The sequence below is a fragment of the Streptomyces albireticuli genome (assembly GCF_021228125.1).
GTDB classification, from domain to species: Bacteria; Actinomycetota; Actinomycetes; order Streptomycetales; family Streptomycetaceae; genus Streptomyces; species Streptomyces albireticuli.
This window is the reverse complement of record NZ_JAJQQS010000037.1, coordinates 1-16,712: the sequence shown is the minus strand read 5'-3', so window position 1 is coordinate 16,712 and position 16,712 is coordinate 1. Positions and strand designations below refer to the sequence as shown.

General features: G+C 66.7%; 14 protein-coding genes and 4 pseudogenes. 8 read left to right on the top strand and 10 right to left on the bottom strand.

All coding sequences use genetic code 11. From position 1 onward, the window contains the following. Window positions 1-145, bottom strand: a pseudogene (locus LUZ64_RS35585) (IS110 family transposase); the annotation flags it as partial. Between the two features lie 778 nt (window positions 146-923). On the opposite strand from LUZ64_RS35585, the gene LUZ64_RS35580 reads away from it, so the two are divergent. Continuing rightward, window positions 924-1,106, top strand: a complete 183-nt coding sequence (locus LUZ64_RS35580) for a hypothetical protein (RefSeq protein WP_095582081.1) — start codon at window positions 924-926, stop codon at window positions 1,104-1,106. Window positions 1,107-1,309: 203 nt separating this feature from the next. Here LUZ64_RS35580 and LUZ64_RS35575 read toward each other — a convergent pair. The 3 genes and pseudogenes from LUZ64_RS35575 to LUZ64_RS35565 form a co-directional block, all read right to left on the bottom strand. Continuing rightward, window positions 1,310-2,258: pseudogene (locus LUZ64_RS35575) on the bottom strand (IS701 family transposase); the annotation flags it as partial. A gap of 6 nt (window positions 2,259-2,264) precedes the next feature. Further along, window positions 2,265-2,639, bottom strand: a complete 375-nt coding sequence (locus LUZ64_RS35570) for a toxin Doc (RefSeq protein WP_095582080.1) — start codon at window positions 2,637-2,639, stop codon at window positions 2,265-2,267. A gap of 2 nt (window positions 2,640-2,641) precedes the next feature. Beyond that, window positions 2,642-2,899: an antitoxin MazE7 gene (locus LUZ64_RS35565; RefSeq protein ID WP_095582079.1), complete on the bottom strand. Its 258-nt coding sequence runs from the start codon at window positions 2,897-2,899 to the stop codon at window positions 2,642-2,644. Window positions 2,900-3,583: 684 nt separating this feature from the next. Between LUZ64_RS35565 and LUZ64_RS35560 the strand changes: the two genes are divergently transcribed. After that, entirely contained in the window at window positions 3,584-4,966 is a 1,383-nt protein-coding gene (locus tag LUZ64_RS35560; RefSeq protein ID WP_095582078.1) for a hypothetical protein, read from the top strand. Window positions 4,967-5,027: 61 nt separating this feature from the next. Here LUZ64_RS35560 and LUZ64_RS35555 read toward each other — a convergent pair whose 3' ends face one another. Then, the gene (locus LUZ64_RS35555; RefSeq protein WP_143593223.1) at window positions 5,028-5,336 is read right to left on the bottom strand and encodes a hypothetical protein; all 309 of its coding nucleotides are present in this window, start codon (window positions 5,334-5,336) and stop codon (window positions 5,028-5,030) included. Window positions 5,337-5,479: 143 nt separating this feature from the next. Here LUZ64_RS35555 and LUZ64_RS35550 point away from each other — a divergent pair, with 143 nt between their 5' ends. Continuing rightward, a complete protein-coding gene (locus LUZ64_RS35550) occupies window positions 5,480-5,617 on the top strand; it encodes a hypothetical protein (protein ID WP_170116789.1) in 138 nt (45 codons plus the stop codon). A 121-nt stretch (window positions 5,618-5,738) separates the two neighbouring features. Here LUZ64_RS35550 and LUZ64_RS35545 read toward each other — a convergent pair whose 3' ends face one another. Both LUZ64_RS35545 and LUZ64_RS35540 read right to left on the bottom strand, forming a co-directional pair. Next, window positions 5,739-6,176 (bottom strand): DUF2690 domain-containing protein, encoded by a 438-nt coding sequence (locus tag LUZ64_RS35545; protein ID WP_095582076.1) that lies wholly within the window; start codon window positions 6,174-6,176, stop codon window positions 5,739-5,741. Between the two features lie 418 nt (window positions 6,177-6,594). Further along, window positions 6,595-6,795 (bottom strand): hypothetical protein, encoded by a 201-nt coding sequence (locus LUZ64_RS35540; protein ID WP_095582075.1) that lies wholly within the window; start codon window positions 6,793-6,795, stop codon window positions 6,595-6,597. 505 nt (window positions 6,796-7,300) lie between these two features. Between LUZ64_RS35540 and LUZ64_RS35535 the strand changes: the two genes are divergently transcribed. Then, window positions 7,301-7,468 (top strand): hypothetical protein, encoded by a 168-nt coding sequence (locus tag LUZ64_RS35535; protein ID WP_170116788.1) that lies wholly within the window; start codon window positions 7,301-7,303, stop codon window positions 7,466-7,468. Window positions 7,469-8,503: 1,035 nt separating this feature from the next. After that, the gene (locus tag LUZ64_RS35530; RefSeq protein ID WP_232390619.1) at window positions 8,504-9,610 is read left to right on the top strand and encodes a hypothetical protein; all 1,107 of its coding nucleotides are present in this window, start codon (window positions 8,504-8,506) and stop codon (window positions 9,608-9,610) included. 87 nt (window positions 9,611-9,697) lie between these two features. Here the strand turns inward: LUZ64_RS35530 and LUZ64_RS35525 are convergent, their stop codons facing one another. Both LUZ64_RS35525 and LUZ64_RS35520 read right to left on the bottom strand, forming a co-directional pair. Further along, window positions 9,698-9,883, bottom strand: a complete 186-nt coding sequence (locus LUZ64_RS35525) for an RNA polymerase sigma factor (protein ID WP_308251465.1) — start codon at window positions 9,881-9,883, stop codon at window positions 9,698-9,700. Window positions 9,884-10,403: 520 nt separating this feature from the next. Further along, on the bottom strand, window positions 10,404-10,850 hold the full coding sequence (locus tag LUZ64_RS35520) for a hypothetical protein (protein ID WP_143593221.1): 447 nt from the start codon (window positions 10,848-10,850) through the stop codon (window positions 10,404-10,406). 1,057 nt (window positions 10,851-11,907) lie between these two features. Between LUZ64_RS35520 and LUZ64_RS35515 the strand changes: the two are divergent. Then, window positions 11,908-12,355: pseudogene (locus LUZ64_RS35515) on the top strand (transposase family protein). A 64-nt stretch (window positions 12,356-12,419) separates the two neighbouring features. On the opposite strand, the gene LUZ64_RS35510 reads toward LUZ64_RS35515, so the two are convergent. After that, a complete protein-coding gene (locus tag LUZ64_RS35510; RefSeq protein WP_143593219.1) occupies window positions 12,420-14,087 on the bottom strand; it encodes a sphingomyelin phosphodiesterase in 1,668 nt (555 codons plus the stop codon). A 306-nt stretch (window positions 14,088-14,393) separates the two neighbouring features. Here LUZ64_RS35510 and LUZ64_RS35505 point away from each other — a divergent pair. Together LUZ64_RS35505 and LUZ64_RS35500 are read left to right on the top strand one after the other, a co-directional pair. Beyond that, window positions 14,394-14,654 (top strand): annotated as a pseudogene (locus LUZ64_RS35505) (transposase); the annotation flags it as partial. Window positions 14,655-14,767: 113 nt separating this feature from the next. After that, window positions 14,768-15,544, top strand: coding sequence for a transposase (locus tag LUZ64_RS35500; RefSeq protein WP_211305056.1), 777 nt, complete (start codon window positions 14,768-14,770; stop codon window positions 15,542-15,544). Window positions 15,545-16,712: the final 1,168 nt, after the last annotated feature.

Sequence of the window (16,712 nt, the reverse complement as noted above, 5' to 3'; positions counted from 1 at the left end):
AGGCGACGCGGCATCCCGCGTCGCGGGCCACAGCCAGTGGCAGGGCCCCGATGGAAGCGGGCTGGTCGACCACGACGAGCACGGTCCCGTGCTTGGCCTGGAGCTTGGTGAACAGCTCACGCAGCTTCGGTTCACTGTTGTCCAGGCCCACGAAGACCTTCACCTGGTCGAGCTCGGTCACGTGCGTTCCTCCAGCGAGAGGTCTTGCCTGCCCGGCCTCACCTGCGGCACTGATCCCCGGCATCCACGTTATGAAGAGCCTGCCGAAACGCGGCGGTCCTGCCCCCATTAGCGGTCTGTCAGTGCCTCCGGGCCCGGTGACACCACCCCCGGATCATGTGGTCCAACAGGGGGAGAAGTCATGCCGGCCCCGGAGGCCGGGAGCCCCATTGCCGGGCCGTGGAGAAGATAACGGGGGGCCAGCGGGCCTACGGACGCTGTTGAGGCGTGACCACCGTGCCCTATGACAGGAGACCGGTCGCTCCGCTGCGGCCGTGTGGTGGCGATGAGCTGTGCCCCTGGCGCCGGGGGGTCGCTGCGGCGGCAGACCGCCGCAGTGCCTTGAGCCATCCCGGCGACCTCTTCCTGCCGCGCTACCATGCATCGCTCGCCTCCCCTGGGGGCGTGTGCAAGGTGGTGTACGCCTATCACCTTAACTGGCGGTCCATGGGCCTGCACGGGCCTCTGGTTTCGGTTGGCTGAGTGGTGAGAGCCCTGGGGCTCTCGGCGCCCCACGAGGAAGCGTCGTCCACCGGTGATAGGGACTGCCGTGCCGATAAGCCAGTGTGGGCCACCAGAGCAGTCGGAAGGGGCCTTGCGAACACACCCGGTTCACGCAGTCCGGTGCTGGACGACGCGCTGGGGTGACCTGCGGAGTTACGCGATCCAGCAGCCGAACCTTGCGGCGTACGCGCTGAGTGGTCATGAGGTACCGGAAAGACGGCCACACCGAGGACGCCCTGTCCCAGGCCCGTATGCAGGCCGACCCGTTTCACGACTACGACGACCAGGTCGCCCTGGCCCGGATCGCCGCCCACGTGACCGCCCTCAGCGCCCACGGCCGCAGCCCCCACCCCACTGCCTGGCAAGCGGACCGCGCTGCATGAACGCGCCGCCCATCCCCTCGACGCTCTGGCCGTCGCCGTCGTCAGCGACCACCAGGCGATCACCTCGCTCGCCTTCCTCACCGACAACCTAGTAGGGCTTGGTCAGGTTGGTGTGAGTGCGGGTATGTCGCGGTGACAGGTGGGGCAGGCGCCGGTCCAGGTGGCGAGAAGGGTCTGCAGTTCGCGGACGATCCGGTAGAGGGTCAGGCCGGCGCCGTTTCTTTTGGGGCTCGGGCCAGTCGCTGGAGGGTGCAGAAGGCGCGGGCGGCGGAGACCAGGGTGACGTGATGGTGGCACCCGTTCCAGGTCCGGCCTTCGAAGTGGGCCAGGCCCAGGGCTTGTTTCATCTCGCGGTAGTCGTGCTCGATCCGCCAGCGGAGCTTCGCCAGCCGCACCAGCGTGGTCAGCGGGGTCTCGGCGGGGAGGTTCCCGAGCCAGAACTGGACCGGCTCGGGTTCGGTGGCGGGCCATTCGGCCAGCAGCCAACACGCGGGCAGTTCCGCACTCCGGGCGGCCTGGCTGGACTTTCCGTCCGGCGGGGCGGACCCGCAAGGCGATGAACCGTCCGTACATGCGCTTCAGGCCGCTACGGCCGGTGCCGGGGCGGGAGCCCTCGCGCCACTGCACCGGTCTGGCCGCGGACCGTCCGGCATCGATGGCCAACTGTCTCACGCTCCTGGCCGGGCTGGGGTACTGCGCTGTCGGTGGACGGCCGTATCCGCCGTAGGACGGAACGGTCGGCACTGCATCGCCGGGGTGTGCGGTCACGGTGGTGGAGATTCCCACCACGTAGTGCAGTCCGCGTTCCTCGAGGCCGAGGCGGAAAGCGGCGGTGTCCCCGTATCCACCGTCGGCAACAGCCAGCGGAACATCGACGCCCCACGACCGCGTCTCATCGACCATGTCCAGAGCCAGCTGCCACTTCTCGACATGGCCGGCGTCGGCCGGAATACCGCACCCGGTGCGTCGGCCGACTTTGACCGGGTCGGCCTTCGGGGACGCCGGGTCCCAGGTCTGCGGGAGGAACAGACGCCAGTCGACGGCGGCCGACGCGTGATCGGAGGCCAGATGAAGAGACACGCCTGCCTGGCAGTTGGTGACCTTCCCCGCCGTGCCGGTGTACTGCCGCGACACACACGCCGAGGCATCACCAAGAGATCAGGGTTGCCAGGAGCGGAGGCGGTCGGCGATGTCGAAGGTGTCCACGCGCAGGGCCTTGATGTCCTCGATCAGCTGGATCCACTGGTGTTCGCTCGCGACGACGGTTTCTCCGGAGGCTTCGATGTAGGCGACGGCGACGCCGTATCCGTAGAGCTCGTTGCGTGCGGGCAGTGCTCGCTGCAGGACGAGCGTGTCGAGCAGGGCGGCGGCCCGCCAGTAGGCGTCGGGGTCGCCGACCTCCAGGTGCGGGGTGTTCACCCGGTGCCGGGCGATGGCCGCGACCAGGGCCGAGTAATCACGGACCTGCAGGTCCTTGCCGAGTACGCGTTCTTGCCGGTCGAGGAGCCACCGGACGTCTATGTGCAGTTCCAAGGTCAGGCCGCCCGGGAGGTCGAACGGCTGAGGCCGGAGACCTTGGGGAGTCCGCCGAACGCGGCGTCGAAGGCCTCGGCGAAGCCGGGACGCTCGACCGCGGCGTCGAAGGCGGCGGTCGCCTGTCCGAGGTGGGCCTGGTGCTCCTGCTGCTTCGACAACTCGTCGAGATAGGCGGCCAGGCTCATCCCGCGCGCGGCGGCCAGAGCCTTGAAACGGTCCCGCGTACTCGTGTCGATCCTTACGCTGGTGTCAGCCATACACGCCAGTATGCACCAGCGCATGCATCAACGCATACACTCGACACCTTCTCGATCCCCAGTGCGGGAAGGGTCGCCGCACTCTTCCTTGCAAGGACCCGCGAAAGAGCTCCCTGAAGAGCGACAGGACATTCGACACTGAGCCCGGCCGACGCCGTTCCGCAGGGCAGCTCCCGGACTGCGGCGAGGGCCCGATCCGGAGCGCTCCCGGGGGTGATGATCAACTCCACCCACTACTCCGGGCACGCAACCCGGTGGGCTGCGACCACGGACGGGGAGTCCTCACAGACCTCCTCCCCCGTCTTCACCAGCTCGGGCACGGCGACGGGTGGCGGTGCAGCGGCGACCGGGCGGGGCCTACGGCTCGTGCGACGCGGATCAGGTCGACGTCGGGCGTTTCGCCGCCCACCCAACGGAGGGACCGCGTGGGACGTGCGGCGCCCGGGCGCGGGTATCGGCGGTCGGTGTCTGCGTCACCTGCTGCCCAACGACCAGGAACGTCCGCAGGAAGCTAGGCGGCCCCACAAAGAAGCGGAATATTGCCTACCGCACGATCCGGCCCGGGGTGTTCCCGGGTTCTCAACTCGCGGGCTCAAACAGGGTTTCGTGGCGCTGTGAGAGTAGGTATCTTCCGCGCTGTAGCACCTCTGCATCACTCGCCTCGCAGAAGGTACAACACACTTGATGTACACTCTTCGCCCGCTCGCCAACGGACTCCGTACCGACCACCCCGTGCCCGACCCGCCGTTCGTGGACGACTCGCACATCCCCGTGGAGGACCGGCGCGCCATCGAGGCGGTCGGCCGCAACGTCGGCGACGGCATGTGGGGCCGCGAGGATCGCGACCACGGCGGCGGGTGGCGGGCGTTCACCACCGATCCGATCCGTCATGACCTGGCCTGGCGCGTGCGCTACCACCCCGAGCACGGCCGGTCGGTCCTGATCATGCGCGACGACGACGCCGCCAGCATGCACACCCAGTGGTGGGGCGACGTGCTGCTCTACCGGACCGGCGGGTACTGGTGGGACGGCACCACCTGGTATCACCCCGGTCAGGTGTGGGACGGCGCCAGCGAGCGCTACGACCGCCGCCCGGTGAAGGCCGCCCGCACGGTCACCGCCGCCGAACTGCTCGACGACAGCGCCGACCCCGCCCAGGGACGGGTGCTCACGATCGCGAACTTCGACACGGAAGCCCCAGAGGCCCCAGGCGCGGACCGCTGGCTCGACGACCTGGCGCTGTGGGCCGCACGCCGCAAGGAGCGCGGGGAGGAGGCGCCGCTGTCCGGGTGCGTGGTGCGGCTCTCCGCGCCCGAGCTGGCCGGCGACCAGCTGCTGGGCGCTCCCGACGTGGCGAAGCTGGCCGGCATCGCCGCCTCCACCCTGCGCGCCTACAACTCCCGTGGCGAGGGCGCGGTGCCGCCGCCGCAGGCCACCGTCGCCGGCCGCAGCATGTGGGCCCGCCCGGTCGCCGAGGACTGGGCCGAGGCCCGCCGCCGCTCATCCGACAGCGTGGCCGCCACCGTCGCCTCCAGCGGGAAGGACACCCTGCCGGTCGGAAAGGCCGACCTGCGCGAGCGGTTCGCCAGAACCTTCTACTCGCTGTTGTGGGAGCACCCCGAGCGGCGCAAACGCTGGGTCCTGCGCCACCGCAACGAGGCCGCGGTCCGCCAGGTCTCCGACGAACTGGCATGGGAGGTGGCGGCCGGCCTGAAGGACATCCTTCCCGTGGAGGGGCTCGCGGCGACCCTCCGGCATGCCGTCCTGGACGAGTTCGCCAGCGGACTGGAGCTCTACCGCAGTCTCCACAGCGAGGACGAGGACCCGGTGTTCTTCGGCATCCTGCACGACGTGGCCCGCATGCTGGACTGGTTCATCCGCCACCACCCCAACCACGCCCGGTACGTCATCAGCGAGATCATCGGCGACGCCGAGCGGCGTATGGAGATCCCCCGCCAGATCAGCGCGCGGTCTCTGCGCACGGCCCTGGCCCTCGACGGCAAGCTCGACGAGAAGGTGATGAGGGAGTACCTCGACCGCGTCCTGCCCCCGTCATCCGCCCCCTGACCAGCAGCCATCAGACCCAAATGCCAGAAGGACGGCCCGCCTGCCCTACCGTGGCGGAATACTACGGCGGCGGGGGTCCGTACACAGAGGAGGGCGCCGGCAACAGCCTCCTGCGGCTGATGACGCCGGACAGTCGGCTGCGCAGCGCCAGGAGCAGCTTCTGCTCCGCCTTCTGCCCGGCCGCGATCACAGCCTGCTTCTCCGCCCGAGCTTTCGCGTCGGCTCTCAGGGCAGTATCCGCGGCCTCCACTAGGTCCGACTGGCGGTCGAGCTCCTGGCGCAGGCGCTGTTCCTTGGCCAGTGCCTCGGCGAGCTCGGTGGCTACGTGCTCACGGCCCTTGGGCGCGGTGGTGCGAGTCAGCTTCCCCACTGCGGCAATCACTATGGTCCGGTGCTGGCGGTGCTGCTCGCCGGTGGTCTCGAACCGTTGCACCTGCTGTGGTACGCCGACCGCTCGTACGGGGTGAGCAGGGCGCTGCTCGCTTCCCGGCCGCGGGTCATCGCTCGGGCCAGTTGCCGCTGCAGGACGTCCGCCGTGCGCTGCGCGAGGCCCAGGTCGCTGCCCGCCCCTACCTGCTCGGCCTCGCCGAGCTCGCCGGGCTCATCGAGCCGGAGCGTTTCATCGGCCCGCCCCCGGCGGGCACCCGCTGACCCGCCACAGGCGACCGAGTCATCGGAGCCGCGAGGGCTGACACCCCGCACCACCGAGGCCCCGCCTGCTTGACACGGGCAATCTCCCGAGTGCGGGCCGTCCTGCGCGTTGTCCCTCGCCTCAGTGGTAGCCGGTGCACGATTGCCCGCTGCCCGGAACCGTCACGCACGCACGGGCCTTCCGGGGGTCCTTATTGCTGACCATCGGTGAGTACGTGTCCGTGCCTGACGAGATCGGCCGGTGATACGTCAGCCCCTGGTCGTCCTGCACCAGGGCGTCGTCCCCGGACTTCCCCTCGGTCAGCTGCGCCCAAGCCGCCCGGCAGTCCGGGTTGTACCGCAGCCGGATCCCCTTGCCGAGATACGACTTGCTCTCCAGGGTCGTCGCCCGTCCCGAGGCACAGCCGGTCTGGTTCGGGTCGGCGCCGTCGCAGGAAGCGCCCTCACACGTTACCAGCGCCTTGGGCGCGGGAGCGGCGGGGGCGGCCGGGGCCCATCCGGCCGTCGAGAGGACGAGCAGCCCCGTAGCGGTGGCGAGGGCAGAACGTCTTGCGTTCATGGGATTCCTCCCTATCAGGTGAACCTGAGGACTATATGCCCAGGCCCATACCGCATTGTGGCGCACTGTCCCTCAACGCTGCCAGAGGGCCGTCCATCATCAACCCCGTGGGGATCCGGGCTTAACGCCATCCGCTGGTCGCCTGGTCCCCAAGACCGGGCGCCCCCGAGAAGACGTGCGGGACCATGGCTCCCATGCCCAGCACTGTGTGGACCCCCTGCTGCGCACCGAGCCCGCCAAAGGAATGATCAGCCGGAGCGGAAGTCGTCTCTGCCTCACCCGGGGTAGGCGATGGACACCGCCGGGTCGAAGGGGCCGGCAACCAGTTTGGTGAGGGCGGCGTCCAGGAGGCGCTGGTCGTACTCGTCGAGGGACGCCTACTTTTTGTCCGCGTCCGGCGTGAAGGCGGCGCGGTAGGTCACCGGGCAGCCTCGTGGGGCACCACGGGCAGGGTGCCGGCGTCGGCCTGGTCGAACGCGGCGTGCACCGCCGGTTTCTTCTCGAAGACCGCGATACCGCCCCACAGCCCGACGAGATGCGTGACGGCCTTGTCGTCGGGAGCGCCCGCGAGGGTGTCGGCGAACTGGTGGCGCAGATGTCGGGGCAGGGCACGCAGCACGGCAAGGACGGTATCCGGGCGGCGCGGGCGCTCCGGCCGGCCGTACGGCTCTGCGGGCTGTGCGCTCACAAAGCTCGCTCCCATCTGACGGGGTGAGGGCGCCGGGCGGGCATCAAGGCCCCACGATATCGCGCTCGCCGGTCGCCGCACCGCCGACCGAGCCAGGCCGAGCACCGACCGCGCGCTTCACGCGCCCTGGAAGCGCCGAAGTGCGGCCGCGTCGGATACCAGCGCCTGTCAGGCCGCACTCGAAGGCCAGATTCCGCACAAGCAAGAAGATTCCTCATATACCAGGATAAAGAACCGAACAGCTGCGCCTCAGCGCGGCCGACGGGAAAGATGGGCCCCAAGAGGCGCATCCCCGGAACAGGAGTCCCCTGCTCTTATCCCGGTGAGAGCATTTCCGTCTGCGGGCCCGGAACGGCCTCCCCTTCATCCGGCCATTGGCGTACTCGCGAAAGGACGCGGCGCGCGGTCGGGCCCCTTTGTGTGCGCCCATTCGTCCGTGTACGAGATCCTCTGCTCCACGCTGCCCGAGTTCCTCGGCAGTCTCGCCGCCGGCCTGACCTTCACCACCGTCGGCTGGTCCACCAAGAAGTTACGGGAGCGCCGTGCGCTGCGGCGGCCGCCCCGTCCCACCACCCCGGAGAATCGCCCGGACGACCAGATGTAGCCGGAGCCCGGCGCTTTGTCCCGGGTGTGCGTGGGAATCAGGCGCGTGCCAGCGCACTCCTCGATCACCGCCCTCGCCCGGCTCGTCGACGACCTGGTGCCGACGGCCGCGCGGCGACGGTGAACGCGCCGTCGCTGGAGAGGCGCCGCGAGCTGTCTCCTCTTCGAGGCCCTGGGCCCGGGTGAGGCCCGCCCCCAGGGGGTCCATTGCAGGGGACGGGCCTCGTGTGCACTCGCGGCCACGAACCTGCCCTCGTCCTCGGGGGCTTCCAGATCCCGACCGGAGACCGTGCCGGAGCAGCGGGCCTCACGTACGACAACGACGGAGTGCACGGGCTGGTCACCTATCAGCCCGGCCGGTCTGATGTCCCCGTGGGCAGCCTGCCCCTTTTCGCGGGTGCGCAGGGCGCGCCGGGCCCGAAACCCGTTTCCCCCAGGGGTTGTCCGGCCGGATCCTTGATGATGGGGACTGCCGGGCAACGGATTAAGCAAAGGCTGGGAGTTCGCACATGGTGGTGGAGGCGGGTATGCAGGAGGAGCTCGTCGCGGGGCGGGAGTGGATGGTGCGCCTGGACCCTGACGGCCGTCCCTCCGCCGGCACGGTCCGGCTTTCCTGCTCCCACCCGGCCTGCCCTGATCAGCGTTTCCCCAGTACGGCCGCGGGGCGCAAGGCCGCGGTCGGGCACATCAACATGCACCTGGCCCACATCCGCGCAGGCGGCGGGCCGCGCCCCAGGGCCTGGTGCGGCTGCCGCGCCGCCGACTGCGCCTGGCACACCCCCGACCCCAGCACCCTCATCGGTCGGGGCGCCGGTGCGCGGCCGGCATCGGAAGCAGTGAAGTGCGGGGGCCCGGTGGTCCTGGCGGTGTGCGCGGACCGTGCCGGGCGGCTGTGGCGGATCGCGGAGACCTGCGCGCGCTGCGCGGCCGCCATGCCCGACTGCCGGATCCTGGACACAGCCCCGCCCCCGACCCCTCCCACTGCGGCCACGGCCGTGACGGACCAGGAAAGGGCGGCGAAGCCGGGGGTGGTGCGGTGGCGGTGTCCTCCGACCGCGCCCCGTCCGCCACCTCCCCCTCCGGCGTTGTCCCTTCTCCCCCGGTCACCGGGCCGGCTCCGCTCCCCCACGCCCGCACCGCCTCGCCCGCTGGGACGGCCCGGCGGGCGCGGCGGTGGGGGAAGATCGCGCAGCGGATCGTGCCCTACGACCTCCAGCCCGAGGCGCTGCGCGCGGAGCTCATCGAGCTCGGCGACGCATTCCGTGCCTACCAGCGGCGCCCCGAACCCGACCTCGCCCTGTTGGCCCAGCTCCATGAGCGTAAAGCCCGCGCGTTCGCCCTGTGGGCCGACGCCACCGGCGACGGATCCCTGCGCCACGAGGCACAACGCGCCCAGACCGCCGCGCAAACCACCTGGGACATGCATGAGAGCCGTGGCGGCCTGCCAGCCGGCGGTACGGCGGGCGGGGACGGGCCGGTGGTGGAACGGCTGCTGACCCGGGGCCAGGCCCAGCCCGCCCGCACCGTGCTGGACTACGTCCAGGCCCACGCCCCGCACCCCGACGCCGAGGTGCGCCTCGCGGTGCTCCTCCTCGCTCTGCGGGCCGCGCGCGCCGGCACCGGCAACATCACCGGACAAGACCTCACCAGCTGGCTACCCGAGGACGCCGGGAAAGTACTTCAGCAACTCGTCGCGGCCGACTGGCTGCGCCTGCCCGGCACCGTCACCGAAGCTCTCGCCTCGCGGCCCGAGAACCCCACCGCGTTCACCATCCCCGCGCTGCTGCCCGGGCAGCCCCGCCCGTTCGCCTTCGGCAAGACCACCCGCTCCAGGATCTCCGGCTGGGCCCAGAAGACCGTGGGAGACCGCAAGATCCGCAAGAAGAAACTGGGAGCCACCACCCGCCTCCTCGCCCTGTACACCGCCGCCCACACCCGCCCCGACGGCCACCTCGGGACCGCTGAGGACGACGGACTCCACCTCGACAAGGTCGCCGCGTTCTGCGCCGTGCCACCCGAGAACGTCGCCGAGCACGCCGCGCAGCTGATTGCCGCCGACTGGCTCACCGAAGCCGACACCGCCCGGGGAAGGCTGCACGGACAGCTCACCGAGCGGGTTCTGCCGCTCGGAGGGTTGCTCTGACCGCCCCTGCCCTGGACCTCGTCCGGCCGCTCGTGCCCCCAGACGGGCGGCCGTCGTCGGCGGGTCCTTCTTTCCGGTGCCTCATGATCACTCCTCCGCTTCGTCGACCCACTCGAGGTGCAGGTCGTGGGCGAGGCGTCGTCGTGCTCCGCGCACGTGGGAGCGGACCGTGGCGGGTGAGATGCCCATGATCTCCGCGACGCGGCTTGTGGGGTAGCCGAGGACGTAGCGCAGGACGATGACGTCGTACTGGCGCTCGGGCAGGCGGGTGATGGCGGCGTAGAGGCCGAGGGCGGGATTCCAGGACTTGGAGGCACGAGCGGGCGGCGTCCATGACCGCGGTGAAGGCGGCGGTCTCCACCAGAGCCCCGCGCGACCGTCGCCTCGCGGCCATCAGGCTGGTGATCTTCTCTTTCAGGGCGGCCAGTGCGAAGGCCGGGAGGCTGGGTTGCTGGAGCGCGTGACTCCAACTGCAGTGCCAGCTGGCAGAAGGTCTCCTCGACTACCCATTCGGCGTCGGCTGTATCGCCGAGCTGGAGGTGGGCGTACTGGAGGTAGGGGTGGTGGTAGAGGGAGAAGAAGCCGGTGAAGTCGGCAGGTAAGCCCAGCGCGTCGTGCAGCACCGGACCGTGTGAACCGGGTGTGTTCACGAGGCCCCCTCCGGATGGCTGGGGGGGGTGGTCCACACTCGCCCACCATCAGCCGCTCCCGGGCCTTCTCGCGGGCTTGTGCCACCGCCTTGTCCTCCAAGCCCTCCACGTCAGCTTCGGTCCTGCGGTCTCTTTGTCGCTCATCAGGACGCCCCCGCATCGGTCAGAGCCAGCTCCTGGACGAGGTGGCGGGCGCAGACACTCCGGGTCGGCAGGGCCAGGCGGCCGCACGAAACTCCGTCCGTACCGGGGCAGGTCAACGGTCCGGCTGGAGAGTCGGGCACGGCAGGCAGGGGCGCGGCCAGCGTGGCAGCTTCCTCACGGCACAGCTTGCACAGGCCGTCCTCGAGCGCCCGGCCGGTCAGGAAGATCCGGCACCCGCACTCGCCGCAGGAGCCGCGCGGCAGGCCCTCCGGCTCACGCGGTGCCGGCAACGGTGCCCTGCCTCCGCCGGTTGCCTGCTGGAGCTCGCAGTCCGGGCAGACGCCGGACCGACCGGGCGTGCTGCCGTGCTCGGGGCACAGGCCCTGCTCCAGACGCTGGGCGCGCTGGCGGGCGGCGAGCTTGTCGGCGACGACTTCCTCGCACACGGCGCAGCGCATCCCGTTCGACCAGCGCACCCCGGACTCGCAGTCCAGGTGTCCGCAGCCCCAGCGCGGCAGCGCGACCCCGAGCAGCCGCCCGGGTCACGGATCTCCGAGGTCGTCACCTTGGCGAACCGAACGGTCAGCCAGTGCTGCAGTCGCTCAGCGTCCACCCCGACCGTCAGCTGGCGGCCGACCTCCCGGGCGATCTTCCGGATGACGAACGGGTTGTTCACCCGGGCCAGCAGCCAGTGCACCGGCTCCAGCACCGCGTAGATCCGAGGGCTCATGGACAGCTGCGGTCCGGTGTACGACGAGCGCGGCGACCTCCCGCCGCTGCTGCGCTTTTCGCCGTCCGGCTTCGAGGGGGAGGGTGCTGGTAGTGGCCTCGACAGCCACCGGGGGGAACCCTCCGATGAGGAAGTCGGGCGCACCACCGGTGCGCTCCAGGACGTGTCCCTGTTCCTGGAACGCGGCGAACAGAGCAAGTTCCAGGACCCGAGGGGAAAAACCACCCGCCTGGAACTCACGGACGAAGCTGCGATCGGCACCATGGAAAGCCGCGAAAGTCTCGTCCATCAACCACCGAGTGGCCTGATGGATATGATCATCACACACAACGCGGAAGCGCGGGTCCATGACCTCGTCAGACACCTTGCGGACACGTTCGAACAAACTGTGGGGCATAACCGCCTCTCTACACCATTGCACAGGCCAGGGCAGACGCCGGGATGCCTTGCCAACAGATCGCAGTGCGGACGGGCCTTTGAGGAGGAGCCGTTGCCTGCGGCCGCCGTCAAAGGAGAGGCGCGGCAGAGGCGCCGGTGTACGAAGTGTGCACCCGTGCCGGTTCTCGCTCCGCACGCAGCTGAGGAGCAGACAAGACCCGCGAGAGCATAGTGAGCAATGCCGGGTGCGTTCACGGGGCCCGAGTTGTTCCGTGCAGTGAGCTCTTTCAGTGTGGTCACTGATCGGGTGGGGGTGGTGGTGTCCGCAACGTACGAGGCTCCCGTGCCGTTGGGGGAGATGTTCGAAGTCTCAACCCGTCAGTACAGAAGCCTCGTTGGTTCCCTATCCTGCCGTACTCGACCTGCCTCATGCGCTGGTCGAGTGGGTCACGTTGCTCATCGTCACCCGTGAGGGTGACCGCCGCTGCAAACTTCCGCCGCTTCGGCGTGCCCTCGTCGGGCTGGTGTACCTGCGCCGGCATGACACCCTTACCCAGCTCGCCGCTGGTTTCGGCATCGCAGGCGGCACTGCCCCCGCTGACACCGCAGCAGCCGTCGGGCTGCTGCGGTGTCAGCGCGCCCGGGCTGCTGCGTGCCCTACGCGAAGCCGCCCCCGACTATCCAGCGAACTATCAACCGCACGCTTTCCGCAACACGGCCACCAGTCGAGCGGGGCGTGGGCCCGTCTGAAATCCTGGCGGATCTTCCGCAAAGCCCCGGTGCAGCCCCAATCGAATGGCGGCAATCGCCACTGCCGTCCTCACCCTGGAGCCGCAACACTGAAAGAACTCACAGACTCCGTTGAAAATCCTACCAATACCACCAGTCAGCGACCGCCCTGAAATTCTTACTCCACTTTGGAGACAGTGTATTCGATTTCGACATCACCACCATCCTCCCCCCACAGATTTACCGTTTTATTTCCGACTCCGTCCTCAGGAGCCCAGTAATACGTTCCATAAGCAACAAAGTCGTCAGGATTCGGTCCACTATCCCAATCCATTAGATCAACATGGATGGCAAATCCAGAATTAGATATCACATCTTTGTCTGAAGACTTTCCGTCATAAAGCACATGCGGCGGCGGTGTAGTGGGAGGTCCGTTCCATGCAGTCGCATCACTCTTGCTCTTCTGCCACATTAAAGCCGTAGAAGGGTTCGGGGGATTCCCTGACTGGGCTCCCTTTACCCGAACCTCTCCATAATACTCCCATCCGCATTTATACAATTTCCCTGCAGGGAATGTGCATTCATCGTCAAATTTCTTTACGGTGACTTTGTTTACGTGCAGCTTATATTTGCTTTCGTCGGCGGAGATATCTCCGGCTATTACTGGGTCGTGGTCACTGGGACTCGTCTGCGGGTAGTGCTCTCCGGCTTTGCCTCTGACTTCATACCGGGCAAACGCGGGAGTTACCCTCTGGTTCCAATGCGCCGGCTTATAGTAGCCTTCACGCGGAAGGATGTAGTCAAGGTACTCCGGTGCATCATTTCCTGCATCCACATTATATTTTTTTCCGTACCGATACTTACCGATCGTATTAACTTCAGTGTCAAAAGAGTACTGCCACCCTAGATACTTGTCGGCTGGATGCAGCTTCATCCTATCGATTAGATTCTCATACTCCGTCTTCCCGTTAATAGATTTCGCAGTGCCCCATAGATTGATATTTAGATCACCGGCGAAAATTGCCATTTGATCCTTCGGTAAATTTTGATCCTCGACAAATTTATCAATCAGCTGAAGCTCTTCATCCCGCTTCTGCACGAACGACCATACGCCGTCTTTTTCTTCACACCGAGGAGGGATCCAACTTTTATCGTCGGCCTGTAAGTGAGTTCCGATGATGTTCGCATATTTGTCTCCAACTTTAATCTGCGCATATGCCGCGCCTTTGGCAGAGTGATGATCTGCCCCACACCCGCTAGGAAATATCAGCTGCTTCCTCTTAATAATCTCATGTTTACTGACGATCGCTACCCCGCCGTTCTCCACTCCACCCTTCACGTAGTCGTTAACACTAATTCCGCGTGGGCTCGTCTCATCCCAGGCCGGGGATGTATCCTCGGGGTTCTTCCCAATCACATCGGTGCGATATTTAAATCCATTCGCCTCAAGCTTGCTCAATAACTCCTGCGAAGGATTACTCCCGGTGAGTATATTTTTCGTATGGAACATTTCTGTAAATACAATCGCATCGCAGAGCTTAAGGGCTTCAAGACCTGCGATTTTATCTGCCCGTTGAGAAGGGTCCCAGTTGCCCGCCGCCCCCAGGAACATAATATTATAGGTGCAGATCTTCAGGTTATCTAAGGTCGGCTCAACTGCTCGGGATTTGGCGACATTCCCACTGTCAGCAAAGGCGGCAGGTGCTGCGAAGGGGAATGCGGACGTACCATTTGATAGTAGAAACGCGGCTAGCGCCGCCACCGATATCCTGCGAATGGAATGCACTCTCACTCCTACTAGATTTTGTTTAAGGTTGATCGCTTTTAAAATGCACTGTTTGGACATCTTTCTTGGCTGATGGCTAAAATCATGAAGAGGAACTTCAAGCCCACCGATATATTTTAACCATCCAACGAAGAAGTTTAATAATAAATCACATTGGGGCTGACCTCAAACTCCACTACGATATTCCGGTTCCTAATTACCAGTAGCTTGCCGAGCTAAGGGGCGGAAAGTCAAGAGACCTGTCGGTTTTTCGGAAACAGCCGAAAGCATCGTTGTTGATTGACTTGCGTTTACCAAGGGAACCCCCAAGCTTTACTGCCCGCAAACTTACATAAATCGACGGAATTCGCGAGGATTCTATTTCTGCGGATCGTCAAGGAATGTCAGAAGAGGCTGCCTGGCATCGACGAGACCGTCGTTTCCCTCTCTGACCACCGGCGAAGTCCAGGCCCACCTCGCCGAGGTCTACCCCACCGGGGTCTACCCCACCGAGGCCTCCCGCCAGACGATCTCCACGATCACCGACAAAACCATGGGCAGCGTGGCCAAATGGCAGAACCGCCCCTTGAACCCCGGGCGGTTTCTCCATCGGTGGTGTTCATCGACGCCATCCACGAGAAGGTCCGGGTTCTGTCGACGATCTTGTGATCCGGACGTTGAGCGGCTTGTGCCGAGTGTTTGCGATCATGTATTACCTGCTCTCGTGATGTGCTCCTAGAGCTTTTTCCGACCTGTCCGCGTTGCTGATCGAGGAGATCGAGCGACGGCAGGAGAAAGTGGTGCTGAGGACGCGGGTGCCGGCGGCAACCGGGGCCTGCCGGTGCAGACAGGGGTCAGCTCGGGTGCACGGTCGGTACGTGCGCAGGCTGCGGGACGTCGCCGTGGGCGGCACCGGTGTCGTGATCGATTTACTCGCACGGCGATTCCGCTGCGAGAAACCTGGCTGCACGGCGGTGACGTTCGCTGAACAGATCACCGGGCTGACCACACCACACAGCCGTTACACCCCACTGCTGCGCGGGCTGCTGACACAGATCGGGCTGGCCCTGGCCGGTCGGGCTGGAGCCCGCCTGGCGGCCGCGGTCAGCATCACGGTGGGCAAGGACACGCTGTTGCGGCTGATCAGAGCCCTGCCCGAACCGGAGATCGGCGAGGTCGAGGTACTCGGTGTCGACGACTTCGCCTTCCGCGAAGGCCGCCACTACGGCACGGTGCTGATCGACATGGCCACCCACCGGCCGCTGCACCTCTACGACGGACGTGAGGGCGAGGACCTGGCCGCCTGGCTCAGCGGCCACCCCGAGGTGAAAGTGATCTGCCGGGACCGCTCCAGCGGTTACGGGGAAGGCGCGCGTGCCGGGGCGCCGCAGGCCGAACAGGCCGGACCGCGGGCCCGGCGAAGCTGCCGAAGCTCTCCGATGAGCGGTTCGCCCGGCTGGAGGAGGAGCTGGCCAGGGGGCCGGCCGGGCACGGCTGGGACGACCAGCGATGGACGCTGGCACGGGTCCAGGCGGTGATCGGCAGGCAGCTCCGCGTCACCTGCTCGGTCGCGGGGGTGTGACGGCTGCTGCACCGGCACGGCTGGTCCACGAGTACCGGCCAAGACGAATAGAATCACCTGCTTCACGGCCCCGCTGGAGCCATTCGATCTCGCGGGCATCGTGGTGACGGCAGACGCCCTGCATATCCAGCGTGACCATGCGGCGTTCCTCGTCGAAGCCAAGCGGGCCCACTACGCGTTCACCGTGAAGAGGAACCAGCCCCTCCTCCACCAGCAGCTGAAAGACCTGCCCTGGCAGCGCGCCACGGCGAAGGTCCTACGACTGCGGTCAGGGCCACGGCCGCATGGAGACCCGGGCCGTCCAGGTTCTGACCGTCGACGATCTGGACTTTCCCCACGCCGCCCAGGCCATGAGGATCACCCGGCACCGCACCGGACGCGGTCCCGAGAACATAGCAGCCCTGCGCAACCTCGCCATCAACTCCGGGAACATGGCCACACCAGCATCGCCGCCGGCCTCCGCGAGATGTCCTATCAACCCTTCACCCGCCCTCTCGACCTCCTCGGAACCACACCCTGACCAGCACCTTCACCAAACCGAAAAGACTTTGGAACAGCCTTGCGTCTGCGGCGCTCGTCCCGCCAGGCGGTGAGGACCGGTGCGATCAGCTCCCAGCGTTCATCCGAAAGGTCACTTGGCTAACCGCTGCGTTCGGTCATGTTTCCGAAATTCCGCAGGGATGTTGGCCAGTCCACCCGTGCAGAAGAGGTCAATAACGTACTGCTTGGGATCAGACAGGAGACTTCGGGGCGGAGCCCCCCGACGTGCGTGGGCCAGCCACGCGACATGCTCGACGGGCTCGTGCGGGACGTGAGCATGGAAGAATAACAAACTCACAGAGCCCCTTGGCGCCAGTGTCGAGTGGGATCAACACCCCAACGAAAAGGGCTCTGCCATGTCGCCACACCCCATCTGACCAGGCCTTTCACCCTTCAAGGTTCAAGGCAAAAGAGACTCACTGAGCTCTTTCAGAGTGACCGCTGATCGAGTGAGCCTGACCGAGTCAGGACGAGGACCGCAACGCACAGGGCTCCCGCGCCGTTGAGGGAGGTGTTCGAAGTCTCAACCCACCGGCACAGGAGCCCTGTTGGTTCCCCATCCTGCCGCACTCGACCTTCCTCAT

Coding starts and splice junctions, on each gene's coding strand:
- LUZ64_RS35560 (WP_095582078.1), top strand. CDS start 3,584: ATGTACACTCTTCGCCCGCTCGCCAACGGACTCCGTACCGACCACCCC.
- LUZ64_RS35545 (WP_095582076.1), bottom strand. CDS start 6,176: ATGAACGCAAGACGTTCTGCCCTCGCCACCGCTACGGGGCTGCTCGTC.
- LUZ64_RS35565 (WP_095582079.1), bottom strand. CDS start 2,899: ATGGCTGACACCAGCGTAAGGATCGACACGAGTACGCGGGACCGTTTC.
- LUZ64_RS35510 (WP_143593219.1), bottom strand. CDS start 14,087: ATGTCCAAACAGTGCATTTTAAAAGCGATCAACCTTAAACAAAATCTA.
- LUZ64_RS35580 (WP_095582081.1), top strand. CDS start 924: ATGAGGTACCGGAAAGACGGCCACACCGAGGACGCCCTGTCCCAGGCC.